General features: G+C 63.7%; 16 protein-coding genes. 11 read left to right on the top strand and 5 right to left on the bottom strand.

Annotated elements, in window-relative coordinates; all coding sequences use genetic code 11:
- Positions 1–10 precede the first annotated feature (10 nt).
- A complete protein-coding gene (gene pyrC, locus ACROSR_RS10295) occupies positions 11–1048 on the bottom strand; it encodes a dihydroorotase (RefSeq protein ID WP_432684683.1) in 1038 nt (345 codons plus the stop codon).
- Positions 1049–1170: 122 nt separating this feature from the next.
- On the opposite strand from pyrC, the gene ACROSR_RS10290 reads away from it, so the two are divergent.
- From ACROSR_RS10290 to ACROSR_RS10275, 4 genes are all read left to right on the top strand, one after another.
- Entirely contained in the window at positions 1171–2076 is a 906-nt protein-coding gene (locus ACROSR_RS10290) for an AAA family ATPase (RefSeq protein ID WP_432684681.1), read from the top strand.
- 163 nt (positions 2077–2239) lie between these two features.
- Positions 2240–4519, top strand: a complete 2280-nt coding sequence (locus ACROSR_RS10285) for an NADP-dependent malic enzyme (protein ID WP_432684680.1) — start codon at positions 2240–2242, stop codon at positions 4517–4519.
- Positions 4520–4733: 214 nt separating this feature from the next.
- Complete coding sequence (locus ACROSR_RS10280; protein ID WP_432684678.1) at positions 4734–6623, top strand: propionyl-CoA synthetase; 1890 nt, start codon at positions 4734–4736, stop codon at positions 6621–6623.
- Complete coding sequence (locus ACROSR_RS10275) at positions 6624–7181, top strand: CIA30 family protein (RefSeq protein WP_432684676.1); 558 nt, start codon at positions 6624–6626, stop codon at positions 7179–7181.
- A gap of 48 nt (positions 7182–7229) precedes the next feature.
- Here the strand turns inward: ACROSR_RS10275 and ACROSR_RS10270 are convergent, their stop codons facing one another.
- Positions 7230–7991, bottom strand: coding sequence for an NAD kinase (locus ACROSR_RS10270; protein ID WP_432684674.1), 762 nt, complete (start codon positions 7989–7991; stop codon positions 7230–7232).
- A 170-nt stretch (positions 7992–8161) separates the two neighbouring features.
- Between ACROSR_RS10270 and glyA the strand changes: the two genes are divergently transcribed.
- Together glyA and ACROSR_RS10260 are read left to right on the top strand one after the other, a co-directional pair.
- Positions 8162–9469: a serine hydroxymethyltransferase gene (gene glyA / locus ACROSR_RS10265; protein WP_432684672.1), complete on the top strand. Its 1308-nt coding sequence runs from the start codon at positions 8162–8164 to the stop codon at positions 9467–9469.
- 454 nt (positions 9470–9923) lie between these two features.
- Positions 9924–10556, top strand: coding sequence for a Crp/Fnr family transcriptional regulator (locus ACROSR_RS10260; RefSeq protein ID WP_432684670.1), 633 nt, complete (start codon positions 9924–9926; stop codon positions 10554–10556).
- Here ACROSR_RS10260 and ACROSR_RS10255 read toward each other — a convergent pair whose 3' ends face one another.
- Positions 10557–10979: a CBS domain-containing protein gene (locus tag ACROSR_RS10255; RefSeq protein WP_432684668.1), complete on the bottom strand. Its 423-nt coding sequence runs from the start codon at positions 10977–10979 to the stop codon at positions 10557–10559.
- A gap of 460 nt (positions 10980–11439) precedes the next feature.
- Between ACROSR_RS10255 and ACROSR_RS10250 the strand changes: the two genes are divergently transcribed.
- From ACROSR_RS10250 to ACROSR_RS10240, 3 genes are all read left to right on the top strand, one after another.
- Entirely contained in the window at positions 11440–12111 is a 672-nt protein-coding gene (locus tag ACROSR_RS10250) for a hypothetical protein (RefSeq protein WP_432684666.1), read from the top strand.
- Between the two features lie 188 nt (positions 12112–12299).
- Positions 12300–13568 (top strand): MgtC/SapB family protein, encoded by a 1269-nt coding sequence (locus ACROSR_RS10245; protein ID WP_432684664.1) that lies wholly within the window; start codon positions 12300–12302, stop codon positions 13566–13568.
- Between the two features lie 245 nt (positions 13569–13813).
- A complete protein-coding gene (locus ACROSR_RS10240; protein WP_432684662.1) occupies positions 13814–14371 on the top strand; it encodes a sll1863 family stress response protein in 558 nt (185 codons plus the stop codon).
- Between the two features lie 229 nt (positions 14372–14600).
- Here the strand turns inward: ACROSR_RS10240 and ACROSR_RS10235 are convergent, their stop codons facing one another.
- Complete coding sequence (locus tag ACROSR_RS10235; RefSeq protein ID WP_432684661.1) at positions 14601–14975, bottom strand: hypothetical protein; 375 nt, start codon at positions 14973–14975, stop codon at positions 14601–14603.
- An 80-nt stretch (positions 14976–15055) separates the two neighbouring features.
- Here ACROSR_RS10235 and ACROSR_RS10230 point away from each other — a divergent pair, with 80 nt between their 5' ends.
- Complete coding sequence (locus tag ACROSR_RS10230) at positions 15056–15814, top strand: alpha/beta fold hydrolase (RefSeq protein WP_432684659.1); 759 nt, start codon at positions 15056–15058, stop codon at positions 15812–15814.
- Between the two features lie 9 nt (positions 15815–15823).
- Here ACROSR_RS10230 and ACROSR_RS10225 read toward each other — a convergent pair whose 3' ends face one another.
- Positions 15824–16009 (bottom strand): CTP synthetase, encoded by a 186-nt coding sequence (locus ACROSR_RS10225; protein ID WP_432684657.1) that lies wholly within the window; start codon positions 16007–16009, stop codon positions 15824–15826.
- Between the two features lie 185 nt (positions 16010–16194).
- Between ACROSR_RS10225 and ACROSR_RS10220 the strand changes: the two genes are divergently transcribed.
- Entirely contained in the window at positions 16195–17430 is a 1236-nt protein-coding gene (locus ACROSR_RS10220) for an acyl-CoA dehydrogenase family protein (RefSeq protein WP_432684655.1), read from the top strand.
- The last annotated feature ends 34 nt before the right edge of the window (positions 17431–17464 follow it).

The raw sequence follows: 17464 nt of genomic DNA, 5'->3' as shown, positions 1-17464 counted from the left end.
AAGATGAAGTTCAGGTGACGTGCCAGTGCAGCGGAAAGCCGGGGTCGAAGACGGTGACGGGGCCGTCGCCCGTCTCGATCTTGTCTGGATAGCTTACCGGGGCGCCGCGCGTGAGGGTCACGGTCGCGTTATTGGGCGCAAGCCCGTAGAAGGCGGGGCCGTGAAGCGAGATGAACCCCTCCAGTCGGTCGAGCGCGCCCACCTCCTCGAAGACATGCGCGAGGATCGACAATGTATTCGTCGCGGTGAAACAGCCCGCGCAACCGCAGCCGCTTTCCTTGGCGGGATCGGCATGCGGCGCGCTGTCGGTGCCGAGGAAGAACCGCAGGTCGCCGGAGGTGGCCGCGGCGCGCAAGGCAAGGCGGTGTTCCTCGCGCTTGGCCACGGGCAGGCAGTAGTAATGCGGCTTGATCCCGCCCACGAGGATGTGGTTGCGATTGATCACGAGGTGATGCGTGGTGATCGTGGCCGCCAGATCGCTGGGCTGGGACGTGACATATGCCACGGCGTCGCTTGTGGTCACATGTTCCATCACCACGCGCAGGCCCGGGGTGGCGCGGCGCATGGGATCGAGCACGCGGTCAATGAACATCGCCTCGCGATCGAAAATGTCGATATCCGGATCGGTGACCTCGCCATGCACACAGAGCGGCAAGCCCGTTTCGGCCATCTTTTCCAGTACGCCGCGCACGCGGTCGAAATCGCGCACGCCGGAGGCAGAGTTGGTGGTGGCGCCGGCCGGATAGAGCTTGACCGCCGATATCAGGCCTTGGGCATGGGCCTCGGCCACATCCCGCGGATCGGTTTCTTCGGTCAGGTAGAGTGTCATCAGCGGGGCGAAATCCGCCCCATCGGGCAGCGCGGCGATGATCCGGTCACGATAGGCGCGGGCGTCTTTGGCGGTGACGACCGGCGGCACGAGGTTGGGCATGATGATGGCGCGGGCGAAATGCCGCGCGGTCTCGGGCAGGACGGCGCGCAGCATCGCGCCATCGCGCAGGTGCAAGTGCCAGTCGTCGGGGCGGCGCAGGGTCAGGGACGTGGTCATGCGTGCGCTGATACACAATCGCGCGTGCCAAGGCCAGAGGGATGCGCCGCCGCCGCGACCTTGACCGCAGCCCTCGTCACATGCACTTCTGGGTGCCTTGGACACATCGCGGAGGTCTCGGCGTGCAACATCCCTCATCCATCGGCGCCGCGCAGGATATGTTGGCCGGGCAGGACTATATCTGCGGGCGCGCACTTGGAACGGTGACGTTTCTTGCGCTGACGCTTGGTCGGCCCTTGTTTCTGGAGGGCGAGGCGGGCACCGGCAAGACCGAGATCGCCAAGGCTCTTGCCAAGGGGTTGGGCCGCCGGCTGATCCGGTTGCAATGCTATGAGGGGCTGGATACCGCGAGTGCCGTCTACGAGTGGAACTTCGCCGAACAGATGATCGCCATCCGTACCGCCGAAGCCGCGGGCGGCGTGGATCGCGGGCATCTCAAGGATGAGCTGTTCACCGAGGAGTACCTGGTCGAGCGGCCTTTGCTGCAAGCGATGCGGCCGCAATCGGGTGGGGCGCCGGTGGTGTTGATCGACGAGATCGACCGCACGGATGCCCCGTTCGAGGCGTTCCTGCTGGAAGCGCTGTCGGATTACCAGGTGACAATCCCCGAGCTTGGCACGATCCACGCCCCCGAACCGCCGATCGTGATCCTGACGTCCAACCGCACGCGCGAGGTGCATGACGCGTTGAAACGGCGGTGTCTTTATCATTGGGTCGACTACCCGGATTTCGACCGCGAGATCGAGATCCTGCACGCCCGCGTGCCGGAGGCTGCCGAGACATTGAGCCGCGAGGTGGTGGCTTTCGTGCAGGCGCTGCGCACCGAGGATCTGTTCAAGAAACCCGGCGTCGCCGAGACCATCGACTGGGCCAAGTGCCTGCTTGCGCTTGACGTGATCAGCCTCAGCCCGGAGGTGATCGCGGACACATTGGGGGCCATCCTGAAATACCAGGACGATATCGCGCGCATGCAGGGGTCCGAGGCCAAGCGGCTTCTTGACGAGGTGCGCGCGGGGCTCGATCGGTGACGGCACCCGGCAGACCGTTTTCGATGTCCGCTATCATCGCGGGGGCCGCGGCCGGATCGGGAGAGATCGCCATTGCAGGCAGTCGCGCCGGCGTGCAAGCTGATGGCAGAAAAAAGACGCGCAGCGTGCGGATCTGCATCAGGCGCCAGCGGGGAGGGTGACGATGACCGACGAACCAACCGAAACACAACGTCAGGCGGCGCTTGATTATCACGAGTTTCCAAAGCCCGGCAAACTGGAGATCCGCGCGACCAAGCCGATGGCCAATGGCCGCGATCTGGCGCGCGCCTACAGTCCCGGCGTTGCCGAAGCCTGCATGGAGATCAAGACCGATCCCAAGGTCGCCAGCCGCTACACCGCGCGCGGCAACCTCGTGGCGGTGGTCACCAATGGCAGTGCGGTGCTCGGGCTTGGCAATATCGGGCCGCTCGCCTCCAAGCCGGTCATGGAAGGCAAGGCGGTCCTCTTCAAGAAATTCGCGGGGATCGATTGCTTCGATATCGAACTGGACGAGACCGACCCCGAGAAGCTGGCCGGCATCGTCTGTGCGCTCGGGCCGACTTTCGGGGCGATCAACCTCGAAGATATCAAGGCCCCCGATTGCTTTACCGTCGAGCGGATCTGCCGCGAGCGCATGGACATCCCCGTCTTTCATGATGATCAGCACGGCACGGCGATCGTCGTGGGGGCCGCGGCGACCAATGCGCTGCATGTCGCGGGCAAGCGCTTCGAGGACATCAAGATCGCCTCGGCGGGTGGTGGCGCGGCGGGGATCGCCTGTCTCAACATGCTGGTCAAGCTGGGGGTGAAGCGCGAGAATATCTGGCTGTGCGACATTCACGGGCTGGTTTATGAGGGCCGCACCACGGACATGAACCCCGAAAAGGCGGCCTTCGCGCAGGACAGCGAACTGCGCGGGCTTGACGAGGTGATCGCGGGCGCGGACCTGTTCCTGGGCCTGTCGGGGCCGAACGTGGTGACGCCGGACATGGTGCGCAGCATGGCGGCGTCGCCGATCATCTTCGCCCTCGCCAATCCAAGCCCCGAGATCATGCCCGATGTCGCGCGGGCCGCCGTTCCGGATGCGATCATCGCCACGGGGCGGTCGGATTTTCCCAACCAGGTCAACAACGTGCTGTGCTTTCCGTTCATATTCCGCGGCGCACTGGATGTGGGCGCGACAGAGATCAACGACGCCATGCAGATCGCCTGCGTGCAGGGCATCGCCGATCTGGCGCGTGCGTCGACCAGTGCCGAGGCCGCGGCCGCCTACCGAGGCGAGCAAATGACGTTTGGCCGGGATTACCTGATCCCCAAACCGTTCGATCCGCGCCTGTCGGGCATCGTGTCCTCGGCCGTGGCGCGCGCCGCGATGGAGACCGGGGTCGCCGCGCGCCCGCTGGCCGATCTGGAGCAGTACAAGGCCGACCTCGACGCGAGCGTGTTCAAGTCGGCCCTTCTCATGCGTCCGGTGTTCGAGGCCGCGCGCTCGGCAGAGCGGCGCATCGTGTTTGCCGAAGGCGAGGACGAGCGCGTGTTGCGCGCCGCGCAGGCCATCATCGAGGACACCACCGAACAGCCCATCCTGATCGGTCGTCCCGATGTGATCGAGCGGCGCTGCGAGCGGGCCGGGCTTCTGATCCGGCCCGAGCGGGATTTCAACGTCGTGAACCCCGAAAACGATCCGCGCTATCGCGATTACTGGGAGACCTATCACCGCATCATGGCGCGGCGCGGGGTGACGCCCGATCTGGCCCGGGCCATCATGCGCACCAACACCACCGCCATCGGCGCGGTCATGGTGCATCGCGACGAGGCCGATTGCCTGATCTGCGGCACGTTCGGCGAATTCCGCTGGCATCTGAACTATGTCGATCAGGTCCTTGCAAACGACCATTATCACCCGCACGGGGCGTTGAGCATGATGATCCTCGAGGATGGCCCGCTGTTCATCGCCGACACGCATGTGCGCACGCGGCCCTCGGCCGAGGATCTGGCGGAAACGGCGATCGGCGCGGCGCGGCATGTACGGCGCTTCGGGATCGAGCCCAAGGTGGCCTTCTGTTCGCAGTCGCAGTTCGGAAACCGGACCGATGACGGGGCGCTGCGCCTGCGCGACGCGCTCGAACTGCTTGATGCGGGACGCCACGACTTCAGTTACGAGGGGGAGATGACGATCGACGCCGCCCTCGATTCCGATCTGCGCGCGCGGCTATTGCCCGACAACCGGATGGAGGGGGCGGCCAACGTGCTGATCTTCGCGCATGCGGATGCGGCCTCGGGCGTGCGCAACATCCTCAAGATGAAGGCCGGCGGGCTCGAGGTCGGGCCGATCCTGATGGGCATGGGCAACCGCGCGCATATCGTGACGCCCTCGATCACCGCGCGGGGTCTCTTGAACATGTCCGCCATCGCGGGCACGCCGGTGGCGCATTACGGCTAGAATCAGGTCTTTGCAGGGTGAGGTTTGCGAATTTGCGGATGTCGCGCGAGTTTTCAGGAAACCGCCACGCGAACGCGCCTTTGCAAAAATTTGCAACACGGGATTCGGTATTTCTGCAAAATTCCGGTCGATCTGTCGCGCATCAGCGGCCGTGACGCTTGCCTGCTGGCGGGGCCATGCCGTAACACTCTGTGTAACATCGGAGGAGGATCCCATGGGATACAAGGATATTTACGAGCGTTCGCTTGCAGACCCCGAAGCATTCTGGATGGAGCAGGCCGAAAAGATCGACTGGGTGCAAAAGCCGTCGAAGGCGTTGTTCGACGAAAAGGCGCCGATCTATGAATGGTTCAGCGACGGGCTGGTGAATACGTGCTGGAACGCGGTGGACCGCCATGTCGAGGCCGGGCGCGGCGCGCAGGCCGCGATCATCCATGACAGCCCCGTCACCGGCACCAAGCACAGGATCAGCTACGCGCAACTGCGCTCGCGCGTGGCACGTCTTGCGGGGGCGTTGCGCGCGCGGGGTGTCGAAAAGGGCGACCGGGTGATCATCTACATGCCGATGGTGCCCGAGGCGGTCGAGGCGATGCTGGCCTGCGCGCGGATCGGTGCCGTGCATTCGGTGGTGTTCGGCGGCTTTGCCGCGCATGAGCTGGCGGTGCGCATCGACGACTGTGCGCCCAAGGCAATCATTGCCGCCTCTTGCGGGATCGAGCCGGGGCGCGTCGTGCATTACAAGCCGCTGATCGATGGCGCGATCGAGCAGGCCGCCCACAAGCCGGATTTCTGCGTGATCTTTCAGCGCGAGGACGAGGTGGCCCATCTGATCGAGGGCCGCGATGTCGACTGGCATGCCTGCCAGTATGGCGTGGAGCCCGCCGAATGTGTCCCGGTCGAGGGCAATCACCCGGTCTATATCCTCTATACGTCAGGAACCACCGGATCGCCCAAGGGCGTAGTGCGTCACACCGCCGGGCATCTGGTGGCGCTCAACTGGTCGATGAAGAACATCTACGACGTCGATCCCGGCGACGTGTTCTGGGCCGCCTCAGACGTGGGCTGGGTCGTCGGCCACAGCTATATCTGCTACGGCCCGCTTATCCACGGCAACACAACCGTGGTGTTCGAGGGCAAGCCCGTCGGCACGCCCGACGCGGGTACCTTCTGGCGCGTGATCGCGGAACACAACGTGCGCAGCTTCTTCACCGCGCCGACGGCGATGCGCGCCATCAAGCGCGAGGATCCCGAGGCAAAGGAGCTGGCGAAATACGACATCTCGAACCTGCGCGCGCTTTACCTCGCGGGCGAGCGCGCCGACCCGGATACGATCAACTGGTGCGCCGAGAAGATGGGCGTGCCGGTCTACGACCATTGGTGGCAGACCGAAACGGGCTGGACCATTGCGGGCAATCCTGCGGGCATCGAGCCGATGCCGGTCAAGGTCGGCTCTCCCACCGTTGCGATGCCCGGCTACGATGTGCAAATTCTCGATGATGGCGGACAAGAGGTGCCGGCCGGCACGCTCGGGGCGATCGCGGTCAAGCTGCCCTTGCCGCCCGGTACCCTGCCGACGCTCTGGAATGCCGAAGACAGGTTCCGCAAATCCTACCTCGATACCTTTCCCGGCTACTACCAGACCGGTGATGCCGGCATGAAAGACGAGGACGGGTACCTGTGGATCATGGCGCGCACGGACGACGTGATCAACGTCGCCGGCCACCGCCTGTCGACCGGCGCGATGGAAGAGGTGCTGGCCTCGCATCCTGATGTGGCCGAATGCGCCGTGATCGGGGTCAGCGACGCGCTCAAGGGGCAGGCGCCCGTGGGCTTCGTGTGCCTGACCAAGGGCGTCAATCGCCCGAACGAAGAGATCACCAGCGAATGCGTGCGCCTTGTCCGGGACCAGATCGGACCGGTTGCGGCGTTCAAGCTGGCAGTCGTGGTCGACCGGCTGCCCAAGACCCGCTCCGGCAAGATCCTGCGCGCGATCATGGTCAAGGTGGCGGATGGCGAGGACGTCACGACACCGGCGACCATCGACGATCCCGCGATCCTCGACGAGATCAGAACCGCGTTGCAAACCGTTGGATGGGCAAGATAAATGTGGGCTGCAACCTGGTTCCGCCGGCTGCTTGCCGCGCTCTGGCTTGTGCCGGGCGCGGCCTTTGCCCAGGGGGATGGCATGCTTGACTACGACCTTCCACCCTTGTCCGACTGGACATATTTCAGCGATCAGGTGATGGGCGGCGTATCACAGGGCAGGGCCCGTATCGAAGGGCCCGACGGGGCGCGGTACCTGCGACTGACAGGCGATGTCAGCACCGAGAATCGCGGTGGTTTCATCCAGGTCCGGGCCGAGCTGGACCAACCTTTCCCGAAAGAGGCCCAAGGCGTTATCGTGGTACTGCGCGGCAATGGCGAGGGCTACTTCATTCATCTGCGCACACGCGGCACGATCTTGCCGTGGCAGTACTACCAGGCACCGATCCCCAGCGGGGCCGAGTGGCAGGAAGTGCGCGTGCCGTTCTCGGCCTTCGAGCGGTCAGGCGCGTTGCTGCGCGCGATGCCGCGACCGGAAACGGTCACAAGCCTTGCCGCGGTTGCCTATGGCCGCGATCATTCCGCCGATCTGTCCTTTCGCTGGATCGGCATTTACTGATCACGAACAGCGGGTTGCAGGCTTGAAGGACGGCGGCCTGATGTCGTGTCAGGTGAATTGCTCGCGCAACAAGCGTTCTTCAAGACCGTGGCCCGGATCGAACAGGATGCGGTGCGCGATGCTGGTCTCGGACCGGACTTCGAGCCACAGAACGCTTTCGACCCATCGGCTGTCGGCATCGGCCATGACCGGGCGCTTGTCCGGCTCGATCACGTCAAACCGAACCGTGGCCGCTTTCGGGACGAGCGCCCCGCGCCATCGCCGGGGCCGGAACGCGGCGACCGCCGTAATGGCCAGAACGTCCGAGCCGATGGGCAGGATCGGCCCGTGCGCGCTGTAGTTATAGGCGGTTGATCCGGCGGGCGTGGCGACCAGGGCGCCGTCGCAGACAAGTTCCTCAAGGCGCGGACGTCCGTCGATGCTGATCCGAAGCTTGGCGGCCTGCGGTCCCGCGCGCAGCAGCGAGACTTCGTTGATGGCAAGCGCCTCGTGCACGTAGCCATCGCGAGATTGTGCATGCATCTTCAACGGGTTGATGACTTCTTCCTTCGCGAGGGCCAGCCGTTGGGGCAGGTCGGTCTCGCTGTATTCGTTCATCAGGAACCCGACCGTCCCGCGGTTCATCCCGTAGACCGGCGTGTCGAGCGTTTGCGTGCGGTGCATCGTATGCAGCATGAACCCGTCGCCTCCGAGCGCCACGATCACGTCCGCCTCGTCCTCGGGCACCTCGCCGAAGCGGGCCACAAGGGCGGCGCGGGCGGTTTGCGCGACGCTCATGTCGCTCGCGGCAAAGGCGATCTTTCGCGTCATTCGGGTGGTCCTGTTGCCAATCTCGGATGCATTCGCCGTGACCGAAGCACAATTCCCGCCTCGAGACCAGCCGTGCCGGTCGCGTGGATGCAATCGTCGCTTTACAATCTTTCCCAACGAACGATTTTCCTGTATGCACCGCCCAATCCGAAAAACGCAGGAGTTGTCTCATGCCTCACGACGGAAATCAGGCCATCGGGTCCGAGGATTTTTTCACCGAGGATCTCACGTCACGCGATCCGGAAATCGCCGGCGCGATCCGCAAGGAACTCGGCCGTCAGCGAAACGAGATCGAGCTGATTGCCAGCGAGAACATCACGTCGGCGGCTGTCATGCAGGCGCAAGGCAGCGTGATGACCAACAAATATGCCGAGGGTTATCCCGGTCGGCGCTATTATGGCGGGTGCCAGTTTGTTGATATCGCGGAAAACGTCGCGATCGAGCGGGCCTGTCAGTTGTTCGACTGCGGCTTTGCCAATGTCCAGCCCAATTCCGGATCGCAGGCCAATCAGGGGGTGTTCACGGCTCTTTTGAAACCCGGCGACACCATCCTCGGGATGAGCCTCGATGCCGGGGGGCACCTGACCCACGGCGCCGCGCCCAACCAGTCGGGCAAATGGTTCAACGCGGTGCAATACGGCGTGCGGCGCGAAGACAACCTGATCGACTACGACCAGGTTCAGTCGCTGGCGACCGAGCATCAGCCGAAGATGATCATCGCCGGGGGATCGGCCATTCCGCGCCAGATCGATTTCGCAAGGATGCGCGAAATCGCCGACAGCGTCGGGGCGTATCTTCTTGTCGATATGGCGCATTTTGCCGGGCTGGTGGCGGCGGACGAATATCCGTCGCCGTTCCCGCACGCGCATGTGGCAACGACCACGACGCACAAGACCCTGCGCGGGCCGCGTGGCGGCATGATCCTGACCAATGACGAGGCTCTGGCCAAGAAGTTCAATTCGGCGATTTTCCCCGGTATCCAGGGTGGCCCGCTGATGCACGTGATCGCGGCCAAGGCCGTGGCGTTTGGCGAGGCCCTGCGACCGGAATTCAAGGCGTATACCCAACAGGTCATCAGGAACGCGCAAGCCCTTTCGGATCAGTTGATCAAGGGCGGGCTCGACACGATCACGCATGGAACTGACACCCACGTGCTGCTCGTCGATCTGCGACCCAAGGGCGTGAAGGGGAACGCCACCGAAAAGGCGCTGGAACGCGCGCATATCACCTGTAACAAGAACGGCGTGCCGTTCGACCCGGAAAAACCCACTGTTACCAGCGGGATACGGCTGGGATCTCCGGCGGCGACGACACGCGGCTTCGCCGAGGCCGAGTTCCGTCAAATCGCTGACTGGATCATCGAGGTCGTCGATGGTCTTGCTGCGAATGGCGAAGATGGCAACGAGGCGGTCGAGACCAAGGTCAAGCAAGAAGTCGAGGCCTTGTGCGCCCGGTTTCCGATCTACCCGAACCTCTGATCCGCACCCAAGCATGAAAGACCCTGTGTGCTCCGCACAGGGTCTTTCATAGCCCCGTCGCGTCGCTCGTGGCCGCCTTCGGCCACGTGATCCTCTCCGAGATACCGGGACGCAAACCGCGTGAAATGTATGACACGGCATGTGCAGCAATGCGGGTCTGTGTGACGCAGACCCTCCGGCGTTGATCGAATGTCTTTACGTGTGACGATCCTGCACGTCGATCCGCTATTGTTTCGATCTTCAGCTTGCGACGGATCTCGCTACCAAAGATTCCGGGAAAGTGATATGTTGATATTCACCATATGACACTCCGCCTTTCACAGGGCGGAAACGGAACATGGCCGCGACGTTGAGATGATCGGAAAATGCTTTGAAGGCAAATAGTAACGAGACACTTGAACCGCATCGGCCACGCTCTGCCCTTGAAGACCTCTTCGGGTATGAGGGCCGGGGCGTGACCAAGGGACAAACCCTCAAAGGCGAAGGCGACGAATCGCATGCGCGGTTTTACGTCTGCAAGGGCTGGCTGGCCGTCTCGAAATCCCTGCAGGACGGCGAGCAGCAGATCCTAGAATTCATCCTTCCCGGTGAGACCTACGATCCGACCGGGGCCGACGGCAAGACAAGCTTTGTCGAGGTGGAGGCCCTGTGCGATGCGACGGTCATCACCATCGACCGGTCCGCCTGGGCCCGCCTGCTGCAAGAGCACCCGGACCTCTGGGAGGCCGAGAACCTTAGAGATATCGCGGCGCAGGCGCGGCAATCGGAACGGATGCTGCGTTTGGGCAAGTCGAGCGCAGAGACCCGGATCGCCTATGTGTTGATCGAGTTGTGTCTGCGGCTGTCAAACTGTTCGACGCCGCTCGATTGCGCGTTCCACGTGCCCCTTGGGCAGCAGCAGCTTGGGGATTTCATTGGTTTGTCCTCGGTCCATGTCTGCCGGACGCTGCGACGCCTGTCCCGGCGGGGTATCATCACGACCGGTGATCACATGGATATCGTGATCCATGACGTGGCTGCGCTGGCGGATCTGGCGGGGGTGGATCTTGCCGTGCTTCGCAACGAGATCATCCCCGGCGTTGCATGATCACCGCTGCGCATCGTGCGCGCGGGCTTCGCTGATCTCGCCAAGGGCCTGCCCGGCCAGTTCTTCCGAGACATGCTCGGCGATATCACCGAGTGACAGGATGCCGACGGAGACGCCGGAACGATCCATGACCAGAAGACGCCGCACGCGCCGCTCGCCCATCACCGCCGCGGCCTCGGCGACATCCTGATCCTCGTAACAGGTGATCACGTCGCAGGACATGATATCAGTGACGCGGGTATCGGGGCCAAGCGCGAAGCCTGTGGCGGCCAGGGCGCGGATGATGATGTCACGGTCGGTCACGATGCCCACAACCTCGCAGTCCCGGAACACGGGCAGCGCGCCCACCCGCTGCCGGCGCATCTGTTCGGCGGCCTCGCGGATCGTGGTCCCGGCGGTTGCGCGTATCACCGGGGATGACATGACTTTTTTGACAAACATGGTTATTCTGCGGCCCTTGACCTGCCCGAATATGCCAGATGCGGTAACTGTTGGCAGAATAGAGCCCGCGCGAACGAAAGCCATTAATCCCGATCAATATGGGGATGACAAACCGCAGCGCGTGACCGTCGAGTGCGCGATCGTCCAAGGCGTGCGATAGCCCTGACGCCGACCCTTGTGGCGCGTCGATGGATAACCCGGTTCTGCATCTTTGGCTGACGGGCAGCGCGCCACGACGGCGCATGGATCGGCCGCCGGGCCAGTATGTTTAACACGGGTTAATGTGGCGGCGCACAATGTCGGATATCGTGACGATTATACGGTGTTCTGTACACGCTCATTCGACGTGGGGGCGCTGAGCCCGGACATATTCAACGTGCCGGATAGACGCGCGTGATGTCCAAGGGCGCTGCGTCCCAAGACTTGTCACAAGGGCAAATCCATGATGGCCGCTACATGTTTCGTGATCCTTGCCGACACCGACCCTGCGCCGACGGCGACGAGACCTCCGGCACAAGAGACCACGACGGGGCGCTACGAATTCCGCGTCTGGCCGCGCGAGATGCCTCAGGCGGCTGGGATTCTACAAAAATCCTGGTCGCTCGTCGGCGGCGAACGGCGCTCCGATATCTACCTGTTGACGGGGCACAGCCCCGAGCGGCTGGTCAAATTGCGGGCGGGCAACCGTCTTGAGGTAAAGCGGCGAGAGCATGATGCCGGCCTGCTTCAATACTGGGTCCATGACGCCTATCCGCTGTTTCCGCTTTCGCGCCCGGCCTTGCGGGTGCTGGCAGGGGAACTGGGCCTGCCGGGTCTGGACACCGAGGCTGCACGCTCGCCCGGTCATCTGCTGGCCCGGCTTGGCGCCTTTTCCGCCACCGTCCTGCCGATGACGGTCCGCAAGTCGCGCCTGCTTTTCCGCAAGGATAATACCCGCGCAGAGATCTGTCATGTCGCCGTCGATGGCTGGACCCGCCTCACGCTTGCCATCGAGGATCCCGATCCCGAGCGGGCGTTGGCGACTGTCGAGGCGCTGGCCTTGGCTGATCTGCCCAATCGCTCTTACGGGGACATGCTCGGCCCCCGGCGGATCCCGGCAGGGGCCGCATCCTGAAGGGACGGTCGTTTGAGACGCGCCTGTGAATGCTTGGCCCTGACAGTTCGACAAGACGTGCAGCCAAGACGGGCAGGGGGTTGCCAACAGGGCAGGGAGATCGGCCACATGTCCACGGCGTGCCGCGTCCCAAGCGTGGAAGGATCGCGCGTGGAATCGGATCGCTTTATCGCGTATGACGCGACCTGATGGATGAGCTTGAGATCTTCAGACGCCTCGGCCTTGCGTTGGCGATTGCGTTGCTTTTCGGATTGGAGCGCGGCTGGAACGAACGCGAAGCCTCCGAAGGGCGCCGGATCGCGGGCATTCGCACCTTTGCACTGACAGGGCTTACAGGCGCCATGACCGGGTGGATCACGTCGGTCACGTCGCCTGTGGTGCTGGGGCTGGCATTCCTTGCCGTGGCCGGTCTTGTCGCGGTCAGTTACTGGATGCGGCTGCGCGATGAACGTGACCTCGGGCTGACGACGGAAATCGCGCTGTTGCTGGCCTTCATGCTTGGCGCGGCGGCGGTCCTGGCCGACATGGGTCCGGTCGCTGCCACGGGCGTGATTGCGACCGGTCTTTTGTCGCTCAAACGGACGCTTCATAGTTGGATCGCGCAGATCCATCGATTCGAGCTGGTGGCCCTCGTTCAGCTCGCCCTGATGTCCGTGGTGATCCTGCCGATCGTGCCGAACGCGGGTTTCGGGCCGGGCGCGGTGCTGAACCCCTACGAATTGTGGTGGGCCGTGGTCATCGTGGCGGGCCTGTCATTTTTCGGATATGCCGCGATACGACTGGCCGGTGCGGAACTGGGGATCATCATCACCGGGCTGTTTGGCGGTCTGGCCTCGTCCACCTCGACCACACTGGCCCTGTCGCGCCTCGTGCGGGACGATCGCGCGCTTGGGCCGCCGGCGGCGATCGGTACGATCGCGGCGGGGTCGGTGACCTTTCTGCGCGTTCTGATTGTCGCGACGATCTTTCAGCCCACCCTTTTCGGTCTGCTCGCCCCCTCGATGGTGGCAATGGCCCTCACCGGTCTGGGTGGGGCTTTGGTGCTGCACATGATACGCGTGCGCGACACGGAAGGGCCGTCCGACATCGGGGCGGTGTCCAACCCGCTTGCACTGGGGACCGCGCTGTCGTTTGGCGCGATCCTCGCGCTGGTGGTGCTGGGGACGCATTACCTGGAAACCTGGTTCGGCGATGCCGGTGTTTATGCCGCTGCTGCGCTGTCGGGCAGCAACGATGTCGATGCGCTGACGATTTCCGTGGCACGCATGACGGGAACGGATCTGACCGGTGCCGTTGCCGTGAACGCCATATTCATCGCCGTCAGCGTCAACACTGCCGTGAAGGCGGGCATCGCCGCGCTTGTTGGCGGCATCGGCCTTGGCCTGCGCGTGATTGGCGTTTACGCCGTGGTTCTGTCGGCGGGGGCTGTGGCCCTACAACTGCTGCCGACCTTTTGAAACGACATGGGGTTTGGGCGCCAGTCACTCCCGATCATCTTGCATGCGACATTCTGCAATGAAACCGGACCGATATCACGCTTGCCCGAGGTTAATGCAGCCACGGCGTGCCCAAGACATGGTCGGCTTACAGAAGGTGCGGTTGAATGATGCGCCTGTAATCACCATCGCGGGCCGTCCGCGGAGGTCTGGTCGATATTACCAGGCACAACCCGCGTGCCGTGGCCCCGATAACGGAGTTAACGATGACTGACACAGAAACCATGCATGATCAGACCCCCTCGGCGCAGGCCGGTGCGGATCGCATGACACCCGATGGATCGACGTTCATGCGTGTCCTCAGCGCCGGCATGCTCGCGCTTGCCCTAGGGCTCGCAATTCCGGCCTTGGCCCAAGAGGATCAAGACCAAGCGGCTCAGGACAGCCTGGATGTTGAAGAGGTTCAATCCGAGATAGACGAGGCGTTCGAGACGATTTCCGAGTATTCGGCGGATCAGCGTGACGAGGCGCTTGTGGCGGTGCGTGAGAGCCTGAACGACATCGACACGGAGATCGCGCGGCTGGAGCAGCGCGCCAGAGAGAACTGGGCCGACATGTCGGAGGCCACCCAGACACGGACCCGCAACGCGTTGGACGACTTGCGCGAGCGCAGAAATGAACTCAGCGAAGCGTTCGGTGCCCTGGGTCAGGGCGCAGATTCGGCGTGGGATGAGCTTCAGGACGGGTTGGCCGATGCCTGGTCCGGGGTCAAAGGCGCGTGGACCGCGGTCTTTGACGGATCGGACGAGGCATCGCGCGAGTAAGCCGGCACGAGGTCGCGACCACCGCTCAGACCATCCGTGATGGGAGGACAACGTCTTGTGGAATCGTCCGGGCCGCATGTGTCCGGACGGTGTGACGCCGATGCGGTGGACCATCGGTCAACCCGAACCCGTGCGGCGCATGACCGGCGTGAACCTGCCATGCCCCACGATATATGCCGCGCGGACAGGGGGTGGTGGCGATGTCGCCCCGCCGACACACGCAGCCGCACTACCCCAGTCCGCGCCAGCGGATCAGAACGTGGATCAACACGGCCAACCCCAACAGATTGAGAACGATGCTCGCAAGCACACGCAAAAGGGCCGTCTTGCGGTCTTCCGCGGGATCGACGCGGTCGAGATGGGCATGCAGGTCGGAAAATGCCGCGTCGACCTCGGAAAAGTCCAGTATTCGCGCAAGCTTCGGGTGCGCCATCCAATCCTGCGCCCCCAGGATCGTGGTTGCGGCGCGGCGTTGACGGCGCGGCAGGCGGCGCCCTGCCCGGCGTACCTGCTGCTCGAAGGTTCGTCCGCGCACGCGCAACTTTTCCGAAAACGCGGTTTGTACCTGCAAAAGGCGGTTATGAAAGCCATTTGGATCAATCATGTGCAAGCCCTTCTTCATGCGCGCAGCTGCCCCGGTAACGGGGCTGGTCTTGGTCCCCGTCTCACGGTATACCCTGAACCATGTTGAATTGCATCCATCATGGTGAGGCGACCGACAGTCCGGGGCTGCTGATCGTGCACGGCCTGTACGGATCGGCGCGGAACTGGGGTGTGCTTGCCAAACGGTTGTCGGACACCCGCCACGTGGTGGCCGTCGACCTGCGAAACCACGGTGCAAGCCCTTGGTATGATACGCATTCCTACGCAGATCTCGCGGGCGATCTTGCCGAGGTGATCGAAGGCCTCGACGGTCCGTATGACGTGCTGGGACATTCGATGGGCGGCAAGGCGGCGATGGTTCTGGCGCTCACGCGGCCGGATCTGGTGAACCGTCTGGTGGTCGCGGATATTGCGCCGGTGCCGTATGACAACAACCAGATCCAGTATGTCGAGGCGCTGCGATCTGTGGATCTGGGACATGTGACCAAACGCTCGGATGCGGGTGACCAATTGCTGGACAAGATCGACAATCCCGATCTGGTGCCGTTCTTCCTGCAATCGCTGGATATCAAGCGCAAGTGCTGGTCTCTCAATCTCGACACGCTGGCGCGCGACATGCCCAAGATCCTCGGATTTCCGGACATTTCAGGGGTTTATGACGGAAAGGTGATGTTTCTTTCCGGCGCGGAATCGGACTATGTCCAGCCCGAGCATCGCGCGCGGATCAAGGCACTTTTCCCGCGCGCACAGTTCGCCAAGATCCCCGGCGCGGGTCACTGGCTGCATGCCGAGAAACCCCGCGAGTTCGAGGCGGCGGTACGCCACTGTCTGGATCGGTAGCGCGTCCGATCAGCGATCGCGAAACAGCCGCTTCGTAATCAGGTATGTCACCGGAAGGGCCGCGGCGAAGCCGAGACCGGCGGCAACGAGGATCGGCACCAGCGTGTCCTGACCCGAGACGAGGGCCACGACGACGCCCGACCCGGCGAGGGTCGAGCCGATGAACAGATGCAGGATGAAGCCGAGGCGTAGCATAAATCTCTCCGGGTGCGATTTTGGTGATCGCAAGCTATGTGGCATCGCATGCCGTTGCATTGATCTGGGTCAGATGTACGCGCAACAAAGACGGTGCTTGAACGCATGTCGGCCTCATGGTCAGGTACACTCCAAAAGGACCGACCCTGTCCGGTGCGGTCGGGGTGTCACAAACGGAGGTCGCGATGGAGATGAACCTGGGGATGCGCGACGAGACGCGCGCGCTGCTGGATCGGGTCGCGGCCATGGTGCGCGACGAGATCATGCCGATGGAGGCCGCCTATCACGCCGAGATCGGCAAGGGCGATCGGTGGCAATACACGGCGCGGCAGGCCGAGATCCTTGACGGGTTGAAGACACGCGCCAAGGCCGAGGGTCTGTGGAATTTCTGGCTGACCGGCAGCGACAAGGGCTTCGGCCTCAGCACGGTCGAATATGCCTACCTGGCCGAGGAAATGGGCCGCACGCCGATGGCCGCCGAGGTGTTCAACTGCAACGCGCCCGATACCGGCAACATGGAGGTGTTCGAGCGCTACGGCACGCCCGCGATGAAAGAGCGTTGGCTGGCGCCGCTGCTGGAGGGCGAGATTCGGTCGGCGTATCTGATGACCGAGCCGGACGTGGCGTCTTCGGACGCCACCAACATCGCCATGTCCTGCGCGCACGATGGCGACGCATACGTGCTGAACGGCGAAAAATGGTGGGCGACCGGGGCCGGCGACCCGCGCTGTGCGGTCTATATCGCGATGGTGAAGACGGCCGGTGACGATGCGCCCAAACATCAGCGCCACTCGATGATCGTTGTGCCCGCCGACACGCCCGGTATCGAGAAACTGCGCCCGATGCAGGTCTACGGCCATGACGACGCGCCGCACGGCCATATGCATATCCGGTTCACGGATGTGCGGGTGCCTGCGGACAACCTGCTTCTGGGCGAGGGGCGTGGATTCGAGATCGCGCAAGGCCGGCTTGGACCGGGGCGCATCCATCATTGCATGCGCGCCATCGGACAGGCCGAGGCGGCGCTGGAGATGATGTGCACCCGCAGCCTTGCGCGCGAGGCCTTCGGCAAGCCGCTGGCGCAGTTGGGTGCGAATTATGACATCATCGCCGGGTGCCGCATGGAGATCGAACAGGCGCGGCTGCTATGCCTCAAGGCGGCGTGGATGATGGATCAGGGCGATCCACGCGCGGCAGCGCCCTGGATCAGCCAGGTCAAGGTCGTGGCCCCGCGCGTGGCGCTCAAGGTTGTCGACGAGGCAGTGCAGATGTTCGGTGCGCAGGGTATTTCGCAGGACGTGCCGCTGGCCGCCATGTGGACGCATTTGCGGACCCTGCGACTGGCTGACGGGCCGGATGCGGTGCATCGGCGGCAGGTCGCGCGCGCCGAGTTGCGCAAGCACACGCAGGAAAAGGTCTGATCCGCGAGGGCTGCCCCCGGCCTGGACGGGCCGC

It is taken from the genome of Roseovarius tibetensis (assembly GCF_050896375.1).
Classification (GTDB): Bacteria; Pseudomonadota; Alphaproteobacteria; order Rhodobacterales; family Rhodobacteraceae; genus Roseovarius; species Roseovarius tibetensis.
The sequence above is the reverse complement of the archived record's forward strand: the minus strand, read 5'-3'. Positions and strand labels throughout refer to the sequence as shown.

Coding starts and splice junctions, on each gene's coding strand:
- pyrC (WP_432684683.1), bottom strand. CDS start 1,048: ATGACCACGTCCCTGACCCTGCGCCGCCCCGACGACTGGCACTTGCAC.
- ACROSR_RS10285 (WP_432684680.1), top strand. CDS start 2,240: ATGACCGACGAACCAACCGAAACACAACGTCAGGCGGCGCTTGATTAT.
- ACROSR_RS10280 (WP_432684678.1), top strand. CDS start 4,734: ATGGGATACAAGGATATTTACGAGCGTTCGCTTGCAGACCCCGAAGCA.
- ACROSR_RS10275 (WP_432684676.1), top strand. CDS start 6,624: ATGTGGGCTGCAACCTGGTTCCGCCGGCTGCTTGCCGCGCTCTGGCTT.
- ACROSR_RS10270 (WP_432684674.1), bottom strand. CDS start 7,991: ATGACGCGAAAGATCGCCTTTGCCGCGAGCGACATGAGCGTCGCGCAA.
- glyA (WP_432684672.1), top strand. CDS start 8,162: ATGCCTCACGACGGAAATCAGGCCATCGGGTCCGAGGATTTTTTCACC.
- ACROSR_RS10255 (WP_432684668.1), bottom strand. CDS start 10,979: ATGTCATCCCCGGTGATACGCGCAACCGCCGGGACCACGATCCGCGAG.
- ACROSR_RS10250 (WP_432684666.1), top strand. CDS start 11,440: ATGATGGCCGCTACATGTTTCGTGATCCTTGCCGACACCGACCCTGCG.
- ACROSR_RS10245 (WP_432684664.1), top strand. CDS start 12,300: ATGGATGAGCTTGAGATCTTCAGACGCCTCGGCCTTGCGTTGGCGATT.
- ACROSR_RS10240 (WP_432684662.1), top strand. CDS start 13,814: ATGACTGACACAGAAACCATGCATGATCAGACCCCCTCGGCGCAGGCC.
- ACROSR_RS10235 (WP_432684661.1), bottom strand. CDS start 14,975: ATGATTGATCCAAATGGCTTTCATAACCGCCTTTTGCAGGTACAAACC.
- ACROSR_RS10230 (WP_432684659.1), top strand. CDS start 15,056: ATGTTGAATTGCATCCATCATGGTGAGGCGACCGACAGTCCGGGGCTG.
- ACROSR_RS10225 (WP_432684657.1), bottom strand. CDS start 16,009: ATGCTACGCCTCGGCTTCATCCTGCATCTGTTCATCGGCTCGACCCTC.
- ACROSR_RS10220 (WP_432684655.1), top strand. CDS start 16,195: ATGGAGATGAACCTGGGGATGCGCGACGAGACGCGCGCGCTGCTGGAT.